General features: G+C 68.2%; 8 protein-coding genes. 6 read left to right on the top strand and 2 right to left on the bottom strand.

Annotated features, from left to right (window positions below; genetic code table 11):
* The first annotated feature begins 225 nt into the window (after positions 1 to 225).
* Entirely contained in the window at positions 226 to 6,285 is a 6,060-nt protein-coding gene (locus AC1DNE_RS23075; protein WP_476841200.1) for an autotransporter outer membrane beta-barrel domain-containing protein, read from the top strand.
* A gap of 268 nt (positions 6,286 to 6,553) precedes the next feature.
* Here AC1DNE_RS23075 and AC1DNE_RS23070 read toward each other — a convergent pair whose 3' ends face one another.
* Positions 6,554 to 6,796: a hypothetical protein gene (locus tag AC1DNE_RS23070; RefSeq protein ID WP_441469085.1), complete on the bottom strand. Its 243-nt coding sequence runs from the start codon at positions 6,794 to 6,796 to the stop codon at positions 6,554 to 6,556.
* A gap of 178 nt (positions 6,797 to 6,974) precedes the next feature.
* Between AC1DNE_RS23070 and AC1DNE_RS23065 the strand changes: the two genes are divergently transcribed.
* The 5 genes from AC1DNE_RS23065 to AC1DNE_RS23045 all read left to right on the top strand — a co-directional run bounded on the left by AC1DNE_RS23065 (position 6,975) and on the right by AC1DNE_RS23045 (position 15,410).
* Positions 6,975 to 8,261 (top strand): NHLP bacteriocin system secretion protein, encoded by a 1,287-nt coding sequence (locus AC1DNE_RS23065; protein WP_441469084.1) that lies wholly within the window; start codon positions 6,975 to 6,977, stop codon positions 8,259 to 8,261.
* A gap of 12 nt (positions 8,262 to 8,273) precedes the next feature.
* On the top strand, positions 8,274 to 10,475 hold the full coding sequence (locus tag AC1DNE_RS23060; RefSeq protein WP_441469083.1) for an NHLP family bacteriocin export ABC transporter peptidase/permease/ATPase subunit: 2,202 nt from the start codon (positions 8,274 to 8,276) through the stop codon (positions 10,473 to 10,475).
* Positions 10,465 to 13,344 carry an NHLP bacteriocin export ABC transporter permease/ATPase subunit gene (locus AC1DNE_RS23055; protein WP_476765263.1) on the top strand — a complete coding sequence of 960 codons (2,880 nt, stop codon included), beginning with the start codon at positions 10,465 to 10,467 and terminating at the stop codon, positions 13,342 to 13,344. Before AC1DNE_RS23060 ends, AC1DNE_RS23055 begins: the two co-directional genes overlap by 11 nt.
* A 42-nt stretch (positions 13,345 to 13,386) precedes the next feature.
* Positions 13,387 to 14,061, top strand: coding sequence for a response regulator (locus tag AC1DNE_RS23050; protein ID WP_441469081.1), 675 nt, complete (start codon positions 13,387 to 13,389; stop codon positions 14,059 to 14,061).
* Between the two features lie 74 nt (positions 14,062 to 14,135).
* A complete protein-coding gene (locus AC1DNE_RS23045) occupies positions 14,136 to 15,410 on the top strand; it encodes a sensor histidine kinase (RefSeq protein ID WP_441469080.1) in 1,275 nt (424 codons plus the stop codon).
* Between the two features lie 81 nt (positions 15,411 to 15,491).
* Here AC1DNE_RS23045 and AC1DNE_RS23040 read toward each other — a convergent pair whose 3' ends face one another.
* Positions 15,492 to 15,755, bottom strand: a complete 264-nt coding sequence (locus tag AC1DNE_RS23040) for a hypothetical protein (protein ID WP_441469079.1) — start codon at positions 15,753 to 15,755, stop codon at positions 15,492 to 15,494.
* Between the last annotated feature and the right edge of the window lie 190 nt (positions 15,756 to 15,945).

Genomic DNA, 15,945 nt, shown 5'->3' with positions numbered 1-15,945 from the left:
GTCGAGACGATCCGTCCTGACTTCGAGCGCCGCTGCGTTCCAAAGGGAATGGTCGTGAAGTCCGAGCTCCGTCATCAGACACGCGCAGGTTCGGCTTCCGCTCGCGCGAGGTTCGATCGACCTTTCCTTTACGGTGTCAGCTGGGCTCCGTTCGTTCTGCCGATGATGTTGGCAGGGCCTGCGGCAGCTCAGCAGGCCCATGAAAAAGTCTCGATCGACAGGCGCATGCTCAGGGGGGCGGACGGCATCGATGGCAAGGCCGGCTGGCTGAGCGTCGACCGAGAGGCGACAAAGGGCGAGGACGGGCCCGGCATTTTTCTCGAGAACGCGTTCTCCTCGACCGCAGCCCCGGCCCAGGGAAGCGCGGTCATCATTGGGTCGACCGGCGGGCTGGGTGGTGGGGGGCCTTCCCAGGCCTTTGTCGATGTTCATGGCGCTGATGGCGGTCGAGGCGGCACGGTATCGGTGATTCAGACCGGATCGCTGGCCGGTTCGGGCGATCAGAACGGGCCGCCGCTGCCGACGTCGGGGGGCAACCCCTGGTTCCATCGGGATGCTCGCTGGGCGGGGGCGGGCGGCACGGGTCTTCTGATCCTCTATTCGCAGGGCGGGAACGGCGGCCTTTCCAATGAGGCGATGGGACGCGGCGGGGCCGGCGGACCCGTTAGCCTCGACCTGCGTAACGCGCTCGAAACGCGAGGTTCGCACTATGCTGGAGTGTGGGCCCGTTCGCTCGGCGGCAATGCCGGGAGTGGCGGAACGACGAAGGGCCGTATCGCGGATCTGACCGGTGGCGCCGGCGGATCCGTTTTCGTCGAGATCGGTCGCGCCGGCTCGATTGTCACCAACGGCGTGAGCTCAACCGGCATTATCGCTGAGTCGCTCGGCGGCGCGGGCTCGCAGCGCGGAAATGCCTTCTATTCCAGTCCGTATACGAGCAATGGCGGCGGGGGCGGCACGGTCGAGGTCCTGAACCGGGGCACGGTCACGGTCAACGGTGCCAGTTCGGCCGGCATCCTCGCGCAGAGCATCGGCGGGCATGGCGGCGACCAGGATCACAGCGGCGGCCAGCCGGGAGGCATGGGCGGCAAGGGTGGCCGTGTTGGCGTCTCGCAGCTCGGCACGATAACGACCTGGGGCCAGTACTCGTTTGGACTTGTGGCCCAGTCGCTCGGAGGGACCGGCGGCAAGGGTGGCGGCGGCGTGTTCGGAGGCGGTGACGGCGGCAAGGCCGGTGCCGGCGGCGAGGCTCACGCCACGAACTATGGGACCATGGACACCCACGGGCTCGGGGCCACCGCGATGGTCGTCCAGAGCGTCGGAGGCGGCAACGCGACGGGGGCGTTCCAGCTTGGGCAGATCAAGCCCGGCGTGAGCGGCGCAGGTGGCGGCCAGGGTGGCTCCACATTCTTCGGCTCGGGCGGCGATGGCGGCACGGGTGGCGACGGCGGCAACGTCAGGGCTGTCAATCTCGGGGCGATTTCGACGAGCGGGAAGGAAGCCTACGGCATGCTCGCGCAGAGCATCGGCGGCGGTGGCGGCGCTGGTTCGTCGTCACAGTCGCTGGGCTTTGGTGTCAGCATCGCCGTGGGAGGGCATGGCGGCGGCGGCGGGAACGGCGCCGAGGTCGTCGTCTCGGGCTCTCCCGGCGCTTTCACCGACTTTGATTTCAACCCCACCAGGGCTCCCTCCATCAGCACGACCGGTGCGGGCGCCACCGGCGTGATCGCAATGAGCGTCGGCGGCGGCGGCGGTGTCGGAGGTGCGGCGAAGGCTGCGTCGGCCGGCGTGGTCGCGAGCCTGTCGATCGCCGTGGGGGGCGCAGGCGGCGATGGCGGCGACGGTGGCAGGGTCGTCGTCGACAATGAATCGATCATCTCTACGACCGGGCGCGCCGCCCTGGGTATCCAGGCGAAGAGCGTCGGCGGCGGCGGCGGCAATGCCGGCAATGCCTCCAGCTATGCCCTGGCGGTCGCGCCACCCGACCTGCCTGCGGTATCGCTGAGCTTCGCGGTCGGCGGCAAGGGTGGCAAGGGCGGCAGGGGCGACGAGGTCGTCGTCAACAACCGCACCGCGATTTCGACCTTCGGCAATGACGCGACCGGCATCGAGGCCATGAGCGTCGGCGGGGGCGGCGGTTCCGGCGGTACGGCGACCACGGCCGCCGACATGCTCAGCGGTTACCTCAACATCGGGCTCGCCGTATCCGTCGGCGGCTCCGGCGGCGGCGGCGGCAACGGCAGTGCGGTCACCGTCCGCAATTACGGCGCGGTTCGCACCCTCGGCGATTTTGCCACCGGAATCATCGCGCAGAGCGTCGGAGGCGGTGGCGGCAATGGCGGCAGTGGCTCGGCGATGGCCGCGCCGGGCCTGTCCTGGAACGAGATCGCCAAGAGCGTCGCGAGTGAGGCGCTTCCGCTCGCGGATTCGATCACGGCTCGAATCGCAGTGGGAGGCTCAGGCGGCGATGGCGGCGTCGGCGGGGCCGTGACGGTCGAGAACCACGGTGTCATTTCCGCTTCGGGCAAGAACTCGTTCGGGATTTTCGCCCAAAGCGTCGGCGGCGGCGGCGGCAACGGCGCCGGCTACATGGCCAGCGGCAAGGGGACGCTAAGCGGTAAACTGACCATCGGTGGCAGTGGCGGAGCCGGCGGCAAGGGCGGCGACGTCGCCGTGGTCAACGCGGACGGCGCGCGCATCGAATTGGGCGGGGCCGGCACGGTCGGCATCTTCGCGCAAAGCGTCGGTGGCGGTGGCGGCAACGGCGGAAGCTTCAGCGGCACGACGAAGAAGGCTCCGGAACTCGGCGACAAGCCGGGGCAATTCGTGCTGCAGATTGTCGACGATCTCCTCAAGATCGACGGGCTGATCGTCGACGCGATTGGCGATCCCAGTGAAAAAAAGGCAATCGAGGACTACAAGTTCTTCGACAAGAAGGGCCCGGTGCAGACGCGGATCGGCTATGCGAAGAACGTGCTCAAGGTCATCAACGCCATCTTTGAGAAGGAAGAGGGCCGTCTCGAACGCGCGGTCAAAGCCGGCGGATTCATCGCTGCGGGCATCGCTCTCCAGAAACTCAAGGCCGAACTGAAGACGGCCTACAAGGAGGCCAGTTCCAAGTCGAAGGTCGAGCTGCCGAACGTGGATCTGACGCTCGCCTTCGGGGGCTCCGGCGGCACGGCGGGCGACGGCGGCACCGTCAAGGTCGAGAATTTCGGCCAGATTCTGACCCGGGCCGACAACAGCTGGGGCATCTTCGCGCAGTCGATCGGCGGCGGCGGCGGCCGCGGCGGCAGCGGCGTGGCTACTGGCAACAACAATATCAATGCCACTTTTGCGTTCGGTGCGGATGGTGGAAAGGGCGGCCGGGGAGGCGAGGTCTCGGTCACGAACGTCGGCGATATCGCGACGGCTGGCGCCGGTTCGATCGCCGTTTTCGCTCAAAGTGTTGGCGGCGGCGGCGGCGCCGGGGCCCTCGCTGCGAGCGGAAACTCGATCTCCATATCCAGCAATGTGAGGATGGGCGGCGACGCCGGGCAGAGCTCGCCCGGCGGCGGCGTGAAGGTCGTCAATTCCGGCAATATCGAGACAAGCGGCCGCGAGGCGCACGGCGTCGTGGCTCAGAGCGTCGGCGGCGGCGGTGGCGCCTTCATCTTCAGCCGTCCCGACCCGACCTCCTCATCGGTCCTGGCCGCCGACGCGGATGAGAAGGAAGTGCTCGACCTGACTTATGAGCTGCTGAGAAAAGCCGGGATCATCAAGGGCGACGGTACGTTCGCCGGCGGCGGCGAGGAGGATGTTTCGACCACCGTTCTGCCCATGCCGACCTCGACTTTGGCGTATGGCGGCAAGGGCGGTGCGGGCGGTGGCGGCGGCACTGTCGAACTGTCGCATTTTGGCAAGATCACCACGCATGGGATGGGTGCTTTCGGCATCTTCGCGCAGAGCATCGGTGGGGGAGGCGGCTTCAGCGCGGATGCTTCGAACAGCGGCTTCCTCGAGCAGACCACGAAAATGGGTGGCGAAGGCGGGGCCGGTGGCGCGGGCGGCAAGATCGAGCTCACGCTTGGCGCGAATGCATCCGTCAGAACGGAGGGGGCCGGGGCGCACGCCGTCTTCCTGCAGTCGATCGGCGGCGGCGGCGGTTACAGCGGGGTTGGCTATGAGGCGCCGCCCGGCCTCAAAGCCGAGTTCGTCAGGGATTCAGCGGCGAGCGGAAACGGCGGCAAGATCTCCATCAGGATGGCCGATTCGGAGAGCTCGTTCACGCTGGCGACGAGCGGCAAGGCCGCGCATGCCATCTTCGCCCAGAGCTTGGGCGGCGGCGGTGGCTGGACCTACGACGTCAACGGCAAGGCCGGCCTCGTCAAGGATGACGGCAAGACGCGGTCGCGGGCCGTCGGCGCGGGTGAGACCATAAACCTCGACACGCGCGGCCAGATTCTGGCTTTCGGCGAGGATGCCTACGGTATCTTCCTGCAAAGCGGCGTTCAGAAGACCGACGGAACGCTCGACCGCAGCCGTCGCGGCGGTGTGATCAGCATCGTCCACGAAGGAACGATCATCGGAGGCTCGGGCCAGGGCGCAGGCATTCGGATCGACGGCGGCGGCAGCGAGAACAAGATTGTCCTGAAGAGCGGCTCTCACCTCAGCGCGATCTCCGACAAGGCGATCATCGGCTCGGTCAACGCCGACCGGGTGGAGAACGAGGGCGAAATCATCGGTTCCGTCGATCTCGCACCTGCGGACAAGCTCGCCAGCGACAAGTTCATCAACAAGCTCGGCGGCCGCTACACCATCGCGAGCTCGGGCTATGTGAACGTCGGCCAGGGCGGAAGCTTCGTGAACGAAGGCATCTTCGGCATTGGTGGCGCTGCCCGCGTGGTCGGCGATTTCGACCAGGCCGCCAGCGGCCGGATGATCGTGAACTTCATGAACCCCGCCACCAACAACGGGCTGAAGAACGGGCGCGTCCAGATCGAGGGCAAGGCCGGCCTTGCAGGGACGATCGAACCGAACGTCTCGTGGCTCCTGCCGGGCGACTATCGGATCATCTCCGCGACGGGGGGCATTTCCGGCCTGCCCGCCATCGCCGGGCCGCAGGGAAACGGCATACCCATGTTCTGGTCCGTCGCACGCGACGCAAGCAGCATCACGCTTTCGCCGAGGGCGAGGTTCGACAATCCGGAGGGCGTGACACTCACCCGCGACCAGGGGGAGGCCGCCCGGCATTTGCAAGCCGCCTGGAATGCCGCATCGAGCGCGCAGGCCACCGTCTTCCCGCGCTTCCTGGGCATCGCATCGCCAGCGCAGTATGGCGCGGCGCTCGATGAGCTCTCGCTCGAGCCGACGCAATATGTGACCAACACCAAGATCAAGGATGCTCGGCTGGCGATGCGGGCGGCCATGAGCTGCCCCGCCTTCGAGAGCGCGACGATGCTCATGCGCGAAGGCGAGTGCGTCTGGGGGCGGATCAGCGGCGGCTATTCGCGGATGTCGCCTTCTCAGGATGAAGGCGGCTACCGTCAGCGGCAGACCAGCTACCGGATGGGCGCGCAGAAGGAATTCGCGCCTGGCTGGTTCGTCGGTGCCACCGCGTCCTTCACCCGCGGCGAGCTGGATGATGCGGACGGCATCACGGGAAGCAAGACCGACAGCTACGACGCGTCCATCGCGGTCAAGCGTCAACTCGGGAACTGGCTGTTCGCGGTCTCCGCGACCGCCGGAAAGACGGAGCAGCAGAACCTGCGCGCGATGACGATCAGCTCCTCCACGGCGGTGGCGATGAGCCAGTCGCATGTCGAGGCGCTCGGAGCGCGGTTCCGCGCTGCCTACGAGCTGCCGTTCGCGAACTGGTATGTCCGTCCGTATCTCGACGTGGACGCGCTCCATCTGCGGACGCCCTCCTTCCAGGAATATGGCGCGGCAGGACTCGATCTGAGTGTCCTCAGCCAGCGGAAAACCGTCTTCGCGTTCAACCCGAACATCGAGATCGGCAGCCGCTTCGAGATCGCCTCCGGCTACTGGGCGCGGCCCTATGCCAGCGTCGGTTTCACGCTCCTCTCTTCGGATCACTTCACGACGCGCGCCAGTCTGGTTGGAGCGCCGATCGAGATCGGGACCTTCGAGAGCCGGTCGCGCATCCCGGACAAGCTCGTGGACCTTGGCCTGGGCCTGCAGATCAGCTCCGGGACGGGGCTGGAGTTTACGGGTGAGTACCAGGCGCAGACTGGCCGGGACTTCCTGTCCCACACCGGTTCGGCCCGCCTGGCCTGGCGTTTCTAGTCCCCGGATGTGGAGCACCCGAGAAACTGCGAGGCAGGTGGGGCCCGGCATCGTGGCCCTGCCCACCGCCGAGTGGAGGGCGAGCTGCGACGATACTGAGAAGAGCCTCGCGACGTCTGTTCTTCGCCAGCGTCGCGGCGGGCGCTGCTGCGATCTGCCTTTCCGGCGGCGCGGGAGCGCAGGCGGCCCCGGATTCGCTTGCACGCCGTCGGGCGGCAGTTCCGTGAGGCCGCGCGGGATGCGGGCCGGGTACGCGCGGCTTTGCCGCTCAGTACATGACGTGGATGTCGCCCTTCGGATCGTCCTTGCTCAGAGCGCCGCCGATGAGGCCACCGACGCCACCGATCACGCCACCGATCAGCGCTCCGACCGGGCCGCCAACCACGCCGCCGCCCAGGACGCCCGTCTGCGAGCCGGCCATGCCGAAGGTGAGGGCGTTCTTCAGGCCGCCACCGGCGATCGCCTCGAGGGCGTCGTCGTTCAGGGCGATGCCGTTCTGCCGGGTATTCATCTGATCTCTCCGCTTCCAGGGGCTCGGTGCCCGCCGTTTCGATGAGAGACCCTAGCGAGGGCCGCTTACATCAACCTGACAGCGGTTTTCGCCGGCAGAAATACGGCCGGCATTTGCGAATGTTCAACATTTGGCCGGCTTAGCTGGCCCGGAAAAAGAGAGTTCAGGATCGCTGCGGATGTCAGAGGTTCAGCCAGCCCCGGCGACGCAGCGGGGCACCGGAAGCTTGTTCCGGCAACAGTCCCTGCAGCAGCTCGACAGGCCGGAGGATTTCCACGCGCCGCTGCGTGTGGTCGGCCGCGTCGAGTGGATTGCCGGCCTGCTGTGCCTCGCGCTCTGCGTCGCCGTCGTCGTTTGGGCCTGCCTCGCGCATTATCGTGAGACCGTGGAAGGCCCGGGCATCTTCGTGCGTGGCGGCGGCGTCTTCATCGGGCTCAATGCCCCGAAAGCGGGCTGGATCGACGGCCTTGTGCCGGCAGGCCAGAAGGTCACGGCCGACCAGATCGTGGCCTCGCTGACGACGCCGGAGGAGGATGCCCGCATCGCCGATCTGGAGCGGCGCATCGACCAGGCCGAGGACCATCGCACCGCCATCACCCAGCGCTACGAGGTTCGCATCGCGGCCGAGACGGCCGCGCAGCAGCGCCGGCGCGAGGAGCTGGACGAGGCCGCCGACCTGACCCGCCAGCGGATCGCCGAGGCCGAGGCGACGCTGGCCAATCGCGAGATGCTGTTCTCGCGCGGCGCCGGCACGACAGATCGCGTGCAGGAAGCGCGCGAGCGGCTCTTTGGGGCACGCTCGAGCCTGTCGCGCACCCAATCGGAGCTGGCTGCGCTGAACGGCGCGATCCTCGCGCTGGGCGGAACGCGCGACCAGGAGCTGGAGGCGAGCCAGCGCCAGATCCTCGACCTCAGGGGACAGCTCGAACAGGCCAGGTTGAGCCGCAAGCTCGCCGACGAGATCCGGGCGCCGCGCGACGGCATGGTCGCGCTGGTGCCCGTGACGATGAATGCCCTGGTCGCGGCCGGGCAGCGCATCATGACGCTGGAGACCGGTGGCGAGCGGCTGGAGGCCCTGTTCTTCGTGCCCGGCGACATGGGCAAGCGTCTGACGCCCGGCATGGAAGTGAGGATCTCGCCGTCGATCGCGCCGCGCGAGGAATACGGCATGGTCGTCGGCAAGGTCGTCTCGGTGTCGCCGCAGCCGGAGGGGCAGGCCGAGATCGCCGAGAGGCTCGGCAATCCGGATCTCGCACGGCAGATGGCACGCAACGGCGCCCCCTTCGAAGTGCGAGCGACGCTCGAGACCATCCCGGGAGAGACCGGAGGCTATGCCTGGACGTCCCGGCGCGGACAGGAGATCCCGCTCAGCAGCGGGCTGCTGTTCAACGCGAACGTTACGGTGCGGCGCGCACCGCCGATCACCCTGGTCATTCCGGCGCTCCGCCGCTGGACCGGGTTATGAGCGCGATCGACCATGGCTGAGAGCGCCACAACGGCCGCCGCCGCGCCGACCCTGCCGAGCGCGGGCCGGCCCCGCCGCGTGCCCACCATCCTGCAGATGGAAGCGGTCGAGTGCGGCGCGGCGGCGCTCGGCATGGTGCTGGCCTATCACGGGCTCTGGCTGCCGCTGGAGCGGCTGCGCGAGGCCTGCCAGGTCACCCGCGACGGCGCCACGGCCGCCTCGCTTCTGCGGGCGGCGCGCGGTTTCGGCATGGAGGCCAAGGGCTGGCGCGTGGAACCCGTGGCGCTGGCGCAGCACCGTTTTCCGGCCATCGCCTTCTGGCAGATGAACCATTTCGTCGTGATCGAGGGCGTCTCGCGCGGACGCGTCCAGATCAACGACCCGGCCTATGGCCGGCGCAGCGTCGATGTGTCGGAATTCGACGGCGCCTTCACCGGGATCCTGCTGACCTTCGCGCCCACCCCGGCGTTCCGGCCCGCGGGCGAGCGGCCGAGCCTGCTGCGTGCGCTGCTGCCAAAGGGCGGCGAGACCCGAGCGGCGCTGAGCTTCCTCGGCATCATCGCGCTCTGCAACGTGCTGCCGCCGATCTTCGTGCCCGCGGCCGGCAAGATCTTCGCCGACAACATAATGGTCCAGCACGCGACCAGCTGGCTGCGCCCACTGCTGACGGCGCTGCTCGGCTCGGCGCTACTCTCGATTCTGCTGTCCTGGCTGCACGGGCTGGTGCTGGCGCGGCTGCAGCGGCGGCGGGGCACGGAATCGGCCATCGGCCTGATGGCGCATATGCTGCGGCTGCCGATCGGCTTCTTTGCGCAGCGCCATGTCGGTGACATCGCCTCTCGGATGGAGGCTGCGCGACGCCTGTCGCACAGCGCGGTGGTTTCGATCTCCTCGGCGCTGTTCAGCATCATGGGCGCGCTGATCAGCGCCGCGATCATGATGGTCTACGACGTGCCGATGGCGCTGGCTTGCTTCGCTTTCGCGGCGGCGGATGTCGCTGCGATTGCCTTCATCACCCGCATCCGCGTCGAGGGCGTCCGGCGGGTGGTGGTGCAGCGCTCGCGAATGGCCAGCGTCGCGCTCGGCGGCATCCAGTCGATCGAGACGATCAAGGCCTCCGGTGCCGAGGACGCCTTCTTCGCGCGGTTGATGGGCGCGCAGGCCCAATTGCTCAACATGATGCAGGAGCTGGAGCGTTCCACGCTCTTCCTCACTCTCGCGCCTTCGGCGATCAAGGGCCTGTCCTATGCGGCGCTGCTCGGCTGGGGCGCGCTGAAGGTGATGGACGGCGAGATGACCGTCGGCACGCTGATCGCGTTTCTGGCGGTGCTCCAGGCCTTCCACACCCCGGTCCAGTCGCTGGTCGGCGCGGTGGCCGGGCTGCAGGAGCTGCGCGGGGACCTGGAGCGCGTGCAGGACACGATGCGCCACGCGCCTGCAGCCCGCCTGCAGCGGGATGCGGAGATCGCGGCCGGCTGGCCGGTGCAGCACGGCCGGCTCTCCGGCGGCATCGACATCCGCGGGCTCGGCTTCGCTTATCCCGGCCAGGCGGGGCTGCTCGACAAGCTCGACCTCACCATCGCCCCCGGCCAATGGGTCGCCGTGGTCGGCGGCTCAGGCAGCGGCAAGTCGACCCTGGCGCGGCTGGTCGCCGGGCTGCTGCATCCGGCGGCGGGAACCATCCTCTTCGATGGAACGCCTGCCGGCGATGTTCCGCGCCGCGTGCTGGCCGGCTCGCTGAGCTATGTCGAGCAGGATGTCGTGCTGTTCGAGGGTACGGTCCGCGACAACATCGCGCTCTGGGACGGCTCGCTCGACGATGCCCGCATCATCACTGCCGCACGCGATGCCGGCGTTCACGAGGAGATCGTGCGCCGGCGCGGCCAGTATGGCGCGACCGTCGCCGAGGGCGGGCTGAACTTCTCCGGCGGCCAGCGCCAGCGTCTGGAACTCGCCCGCGCGCTCGCGACCGATCCGGCCATCCTGATCCTCGACGAGGCAACCTCGGCGCTCGATCCCGTGACCGAGGCAGAGGTCTTCGCCAATCTGCGCCGGCGCGGCGTCAGCGCCCTCGTGGTCTCGCACCGGCTGAGCACGGTGCGGGACTGCGACGAGATCATCGTGCTCGACCGCGGGGTCGTCGTGGAGCGCGGCACGCATCAGACGCTGATCTTGGCCGGCGGCCGTTACGCGGAGCTGGTCCGTGCAGAGTGAGCTGACCCGAAGCGCAACCTTCGCCTCCGCAAGCCGGCCGGCCGCGCGCATCGGCTGCGAGGAAGGCTTCGCCTACCGGCTCGCCGGTACAGGAGCCGAGCTCTTCGTCGAGCAGAAGGACCAGGCCGGCAGCCTGCGCCATGTCGCGACGCTCGGCGCGGGCGCCGCGGCCTTCGGCATCGCGGGGAAGGGGACGCGCCTCGTCCTGATCCCGCAGGACGGCACCTCCGTGGAGACGATTTCCCTGCAGGCCCTGATGGGCCGGCCCGATGACTTCGCGCGCTGCGCCGAGGCCTGGGTCGCCGCGATCGCCGAACGCGCACGGCATTTCGCCGACGTTCCCGGGCAGGTCGCGCATGCCGGCGTTCCGGGCGAATTGCCGCCATCGCAGCGGTTGGAGCCGGGCCTGAAGAGCCTGGCGGCGGGCGAAGCTGCCTTGCCCCAAGGTCAGCAGGCCGTGCTCTGGTGCCATGTGCAGGCGGGCGCCTGCTTGAACATGTGGGGGCGGAGCTCCGGTCCGGATGATCTTCCGGTGCCGGTGTTGCGCAGCGCACCGCTTCACGCCGAGAACGCGAGCGAGATTCTGGTGGCGGACAGCTTCACGATGGCACGCGGGGGCTCGCTCGCTGCCGCGCTCGCTGGCTTCAACGCCGTTCTCGGCCGGCTGCTGCAGGCCTGGTGCGGCGCCAGGATGGAGGCGCTTGGCCGGCATGTTGCGGCCGCCGCGGACGCGGACGCTGCCGCAATCTCGGCGGCGATGTCGAGGCTCGCCGGGCACGGAGCACGGGGCGCGCGACAAGACCGCCCGGGGCTGGAACCGCCGCTCGCGGCCGCGATCAGAACCGTCGCCAAGGCGATGGGCGTCAGGCTTCCGGCGGATTTCGGCCGCATCCGTGCCGCTGGCGCGGATGGCGACGCACTGGCGCTCTACAGCGCGAAGGCCGGGCTGAGGTCGCGCGAGCTGCGGCTGCAGGAAGGCTGGTGGCGCAAAGCGGGCGAGGCGATGATCGGGCAACTGCGCGACGGCACGCCCGTCGCGCTTCTTCCGGCGCGCAGCGGCTGGCGGATGGTCCGCCCGGGCAGCGGCGAGCACATCCGGCTCGATGAAAGCGTCGCGGGTTCGCTGGCTGCGCATGCCCATGTGCTCTATCGCGGCTTTACCGGCAGCGAGGAGCGTCCCGGCCGGGCGCTCGCCGCCTTCGTCTTCGCGATCGTGCGCGGGGAGATGGCGCTGATCGCGCTGGCGAGCCTCGCCGCCGGGCTGCTCGCGATGGCGACGCCGTTCCTTTCCGGCATGCTTGTGCAATCGGTCATTCCGGACGGGGTGCGCAGCGAGATTCTGCAGCTCATCCTGACGATGGTCGCGGTCGCCTTCGGGGTGATGGGTTTCGAGCTGGTGCGCGGCCTTGCAGTGCTGCGCGTCGAATCCGTGCTCGGCTCCGCCGTCGAAGGTGCGCTGTGGAGCCGCCTGCTGCGGCTGCCGCCCGGCTTCTTCCGCCGCTATGGGGCCGGCGATCTTGCCCTGCGCGCGGATGCGGTGAACCAGATCCGCCGGACCGTGGGCGTCGCCAGCATCACGGCGCTGATCGGCGTGCTGTTCTCCTCCGTCAATCTCGTCGTGCTCCTGAGCTACGGGCTGAAGCCCGCCCTGCTCGCCCTCGCCATCTGCGCGGTCCAGCTGGTGATCCTGCTCGGCATGGCGCTGTTCGAGCTGCGGCTGCAGCGGCGCGCGCTCGCCAATGGCGGGGCGATGCAGACGCTCACCGTGCAGATCTTCCAGGGTATCGCGAAACTGCGTGTCGCCGCCGCCGAGAACCGCTTCCTGGCGCGTTGGACACATCTCTTCGCGGTGGACCAGGCGGTGAACTTCCGTGCCAACGTCGTCGGCAGCGCGGTCACCGCCTTCGGCGCGGGCTGGAACATCCTCGTCATGGCGGCGCTGATCGGGCTCGTCGGCTTCGGCGGCGTCAAGATGTCACTTGGGGACTACGTCACCTATTCCGGCGTGTCCGGCCAGTTCGTCTCCGCCATCCTCTCGCTTGCCGGCCTCATCCCCGCGCTGGCCACGGTGCTGCCGCTGTGGGAGCGCGCGCGGCCGATCCTGGCGGAGCCGACCGAGGACAGCGCGGGCAGTCTCGATCCCGGAACGCTGCAAGGCGAGATCGAGGCGTCCCGCGTGAGCTTCAGCTATCCCGGCGGCCAGACCGCGCTCAGCGATGTCTCGTTGAGCATTCCGGCCGGCGCCTTCGTCGCGCTGGTCGGCCCATCCGGTTCCGGAAAATCCTCGCTGCTGCGGCTGCTGCTCGGCTTCGACGAGCCGGACAGCGGGTCGGTGCTGCTCGACGGCCACGATCTGCGCGACCTCGACCGAGGTGCCGTCCGGCGCCAGCTCGGCGTGGTGCTGCAACACAGCCGCATCGAGGCCGGCAGCCTCTACCACAACATCGCAGGTGCCGCTCCGTTGAGCCTCGAGGAGGCCTGGGAAGCGGCGAAACGCGCCGGCCTCGGCCCCGACATCGCGGCGATGCCGATGGGGCTGCACACTTATGTCGACGATGCCGGCGCGACGCTGTCCGGCGGACAGCGCCAGCGGCTCCTACTCGCCCGCGCGATCGCGAGACGGCCGCGGATCATGCTGCTGGATGAGGCGACGAGCGCGCTCGACAACGCCGCGCAGGCCCATGTCATGGAAACGCTGGCGCGGATGAATGTCACGCGGGTGGTGGTGGCGCACCGGCTGAGCACGGTGCGGTACGCGGACCGAATCTATGTGCTGTCGGAAGGTCGCGTCGTCGAACACGGCGACTACGAGACGCTGGCGGCCGCCGGCGGCGTGTTTGCCGGGCTGATCCGCCGCCAGGTGACGTGATCTGCGCCCTTCCCGAAGCCCATTTCCATCAAGGCCAGGGCCATGAGACTGCTGCTGATTGAAGACAATGACGAACTCGCCGGCTTGGTCGGCAGCCATCTCGAGGCGAGTGGCTACGGGCTCGACCGCGTCGATTGCGTCGACGACGCGATCGCGGTGCTGGATTCGCGCAGCTACGCGGCGATGATCCTCGATCTCGGCCTGCCGGACGGCGACGGCCTCAAGGTGCTGCGCCATGTGCGCGGCAAGCAACAGCCCTTGCCTGTGCTCATCCTCAGCGCGCGCGGCGCGATGGAGGAGCGGGTCAAGGGGCTGGAGCTCGGTGCTGACGACTATCTCGCCAAGCCTTTCGCCTTCGAGGAGCTGAAGGCGCGTATCGCAGCACTGCTGCGCCGACCGGGCGCGCTACTGGGCGCGCAGCTCACCGTTGGCAACCTCGCCTATGACACGCATGCCAAGCAAGCGCGCGTGGACGATCGCCCCGTCTCGCTCTCGGCGCGCGAGGCGCAGTTGCTTGAGCTGCTGATGCGGCGCGCCGACAAGGTGGTGCCCAAGAGCAGCGTCGAGGATCACCTCTTCGGCCTTGACGACGATTTCGGCTCCAATGCGGTCGAGGTCTATATTCACCGGCTCCGCAAGCGGCTGCAGGACGGGCAGGCGGCAGTGACGATCACGACGGTGCGCGGCGTCGGCTATGTGCTGACGGCCTCGGCATGAGGCGCCTCGGTCGGAGCCTGCTCTCGCGGATATTCCTGCTCCAGGCCGCGCTTCTCTGCCTGGCGGCGGTGGCCGTGCCGGTCGTCATCAACACGATGCTGCAAGAGCGAGCCGCCTTTTTCGAGCGCAAGGTGCTCGCCGACCGCGCGAGGCTGATCGCCGAAGCGCTGGAGACCACGCAATTCGGAGGGGTTTCGCTGTCGGCTAGCCGCTTTTCGCGTGAGGGCGAGGCTGGTGAATTCGGGTACGTCGTCGCTGACGGGTCGGGAGCAAAGCTGGTTTCGTCATCGCCCTTCGCAGAGCGGCTGCTCGGAGGGCTTGCCCGCAGCGATGGCGAAGCTTTCTCTTCCCTGTCTCTGGATGGGCGTCAGTATCGGGCCGTCAGCTTCCCCGTGACCGTGGCAGACCGCCCATTGTGGATCCTGCTCGGCTGGAATCTCAGTCAGGAGGACGTAATCCATGACGATGTGCTGCACAATTTCTTGCGCAACTCCCTGTTCATCACGTTGCCGTTGCTGGGCCTGCTGCTGCTGCTAAACGCGCTGGTGGTGCGGTGCTTTTTTCAGCCGGTGCTCGAGGTCAAGCGACAGGTGCAAGCGCTCGATGCGGTACGCGCTGAAGCGCGCCTCTCGACCACGAACCTGCCCTCCGAAATCCTGCCGCTGGCAGACGCCTTCAACGCCGCGCTCGCACGCGTCGAAAGGAGCTACCAGCTACAGAAGGAATTTACCGCCGACGCGGCGCATGAGCTGCGCACGCCGCTGACCGTGCTCGACGCGCGCCTGCAGAACCTGCCGACATCCGAGTCTCGTGCTGCCCTGCTCGATGATGCGCGACGGATGGGACGGATCGTCGGGCAACTGCTGGAAATGGCCAAGCTCGACCGGCCGGACGCCACGGGCGGCGAGACGGATCTTCTGGCGGTCGCACGCGAAGTCGTCGGCGATCTCGCGATCGAGGCGATCCGGAAAGGGCAGATTCTTGGCCTGACCGAGCCGGAGCGGACATCCTCGCTGCTCGTGCTCGCCCATGAGCAAGACGTTTGGCACATGTTGCGCAACCTGATCGAAAACGCGATCCGCCATACGCCGCCAGGTACCTCGATCGACGTCGCGATCGGCGCCGATGGAATTCTGACCGTGAAGGATGACGGGCCAGGCATTCCGCAAGAGCTCCACGAGCATATCTTCAAGCGCTTCTGGCGACGTCAGCGCAGCGACGGTTCCGGCGCGGGGCTCGGCATGGCGATCGTCCAGCGCGTCGCAGAGGCGAATGGCGGCTCGATCACTCTGCGATCGGCGGACGGCCAAGGCACCGCCTTCATCGTCAGGCTACCGCCGGCCGGCTGAAGCGGCGGCATTGCCCGCCCGGTACGGCAATCGCCCGGCTCCTCGCGGAACCGGGCGATCATGAAACGTCCCCGCGATATGTCAGCGACTGCCGACGAGGATCTCCTTGGTGCCGTCGAACTTGTAGAAGTTCGTCTTGCCTCCGGCGAGCTCACTGCGCACCGTGCCGGTCGAGCTGCTGGACTGTTGATGGAAGGAGGAGGCGTCTCCTGAAACGGAGGACGCACTCTCCTTCCAGACCCACCAGGAGCCGCGAGAGGGGGCCACCCACTGGCCCGCGCCGCCGGCAGCTGCTTCGAGCTCCTCGTCGGTCAGGGCGATGTTGTTCAGGTCCTGCTTGGTCATTGGCTTCGTCCTCTCTCGATCCATCCGACCGGCTCCCGATCGGCTCTTCTCGTGAGCGGACATTAGGCCGGGCTGCCTTACACCGACCTTACCGATCCCGAGCCCGTTACTGCCGCAACAAGAGCGCTGGAGCGGAACGCTCCGGCAGGGCGCGAGATCGACTTGACAGGCCGCTGTCACTGAATGCCAA

It is taken from the genome of Allobosea sp. 05L423 (assembly GCF_056397745.1).
The sequence above is the reverse complement of the archived record's forward strand: the minus strand, read 5'-3'. Positions and strand labels throughout refer to the sequence as shown.

Bases quoted from the DNA above. Each gene is read 5' to 3' on its own strand.
- AC1DNE_RS23075 (WP_476841200.1), top strand. From the start codon at position 226: ATGCTCAGGGGGGCGGACGGCATCGATGGCAAGGCCGGCTGGCTGAGC.
- AC1DNE_RS23070 (WP_441469085.1), bottom strand. From the start codon at position 6,796: ATGAATACCCGGCAGAACGGCATCGCCCTGAACGACGACGCCCTCGAG.
- AC1DNE_RS23065 (WP_441469084.1), top strand. From the start codon at position 6,975: ATGTCAGAGGTTCAGCCAGCCCCGGCGACGCAGCGGGGCACCGGAAGC.
- AC1DNE_RS23060 (WP_441469083.1), top strand. From the start codon at position 8,274: ATGGCTGAGAGCGCCACAACGGCCGCCGCCGCGCCGACCCTGCCGAGC.
- AC1DNE_RS23050 (WP_441469081.1), top strand. From the start codon at position 13,387: ATGAGACTGCTGCTGATTGAAGACAATGACGAACTCGCCGGCTTGGTC.
- AC1DNE_RS23040 (WP_441469079.1), bottom strand. From the start codon at position 15,755: ATGACCAAGCAGGACCTGAACAACATCGCCCTGACCGACGAGGAGCTC.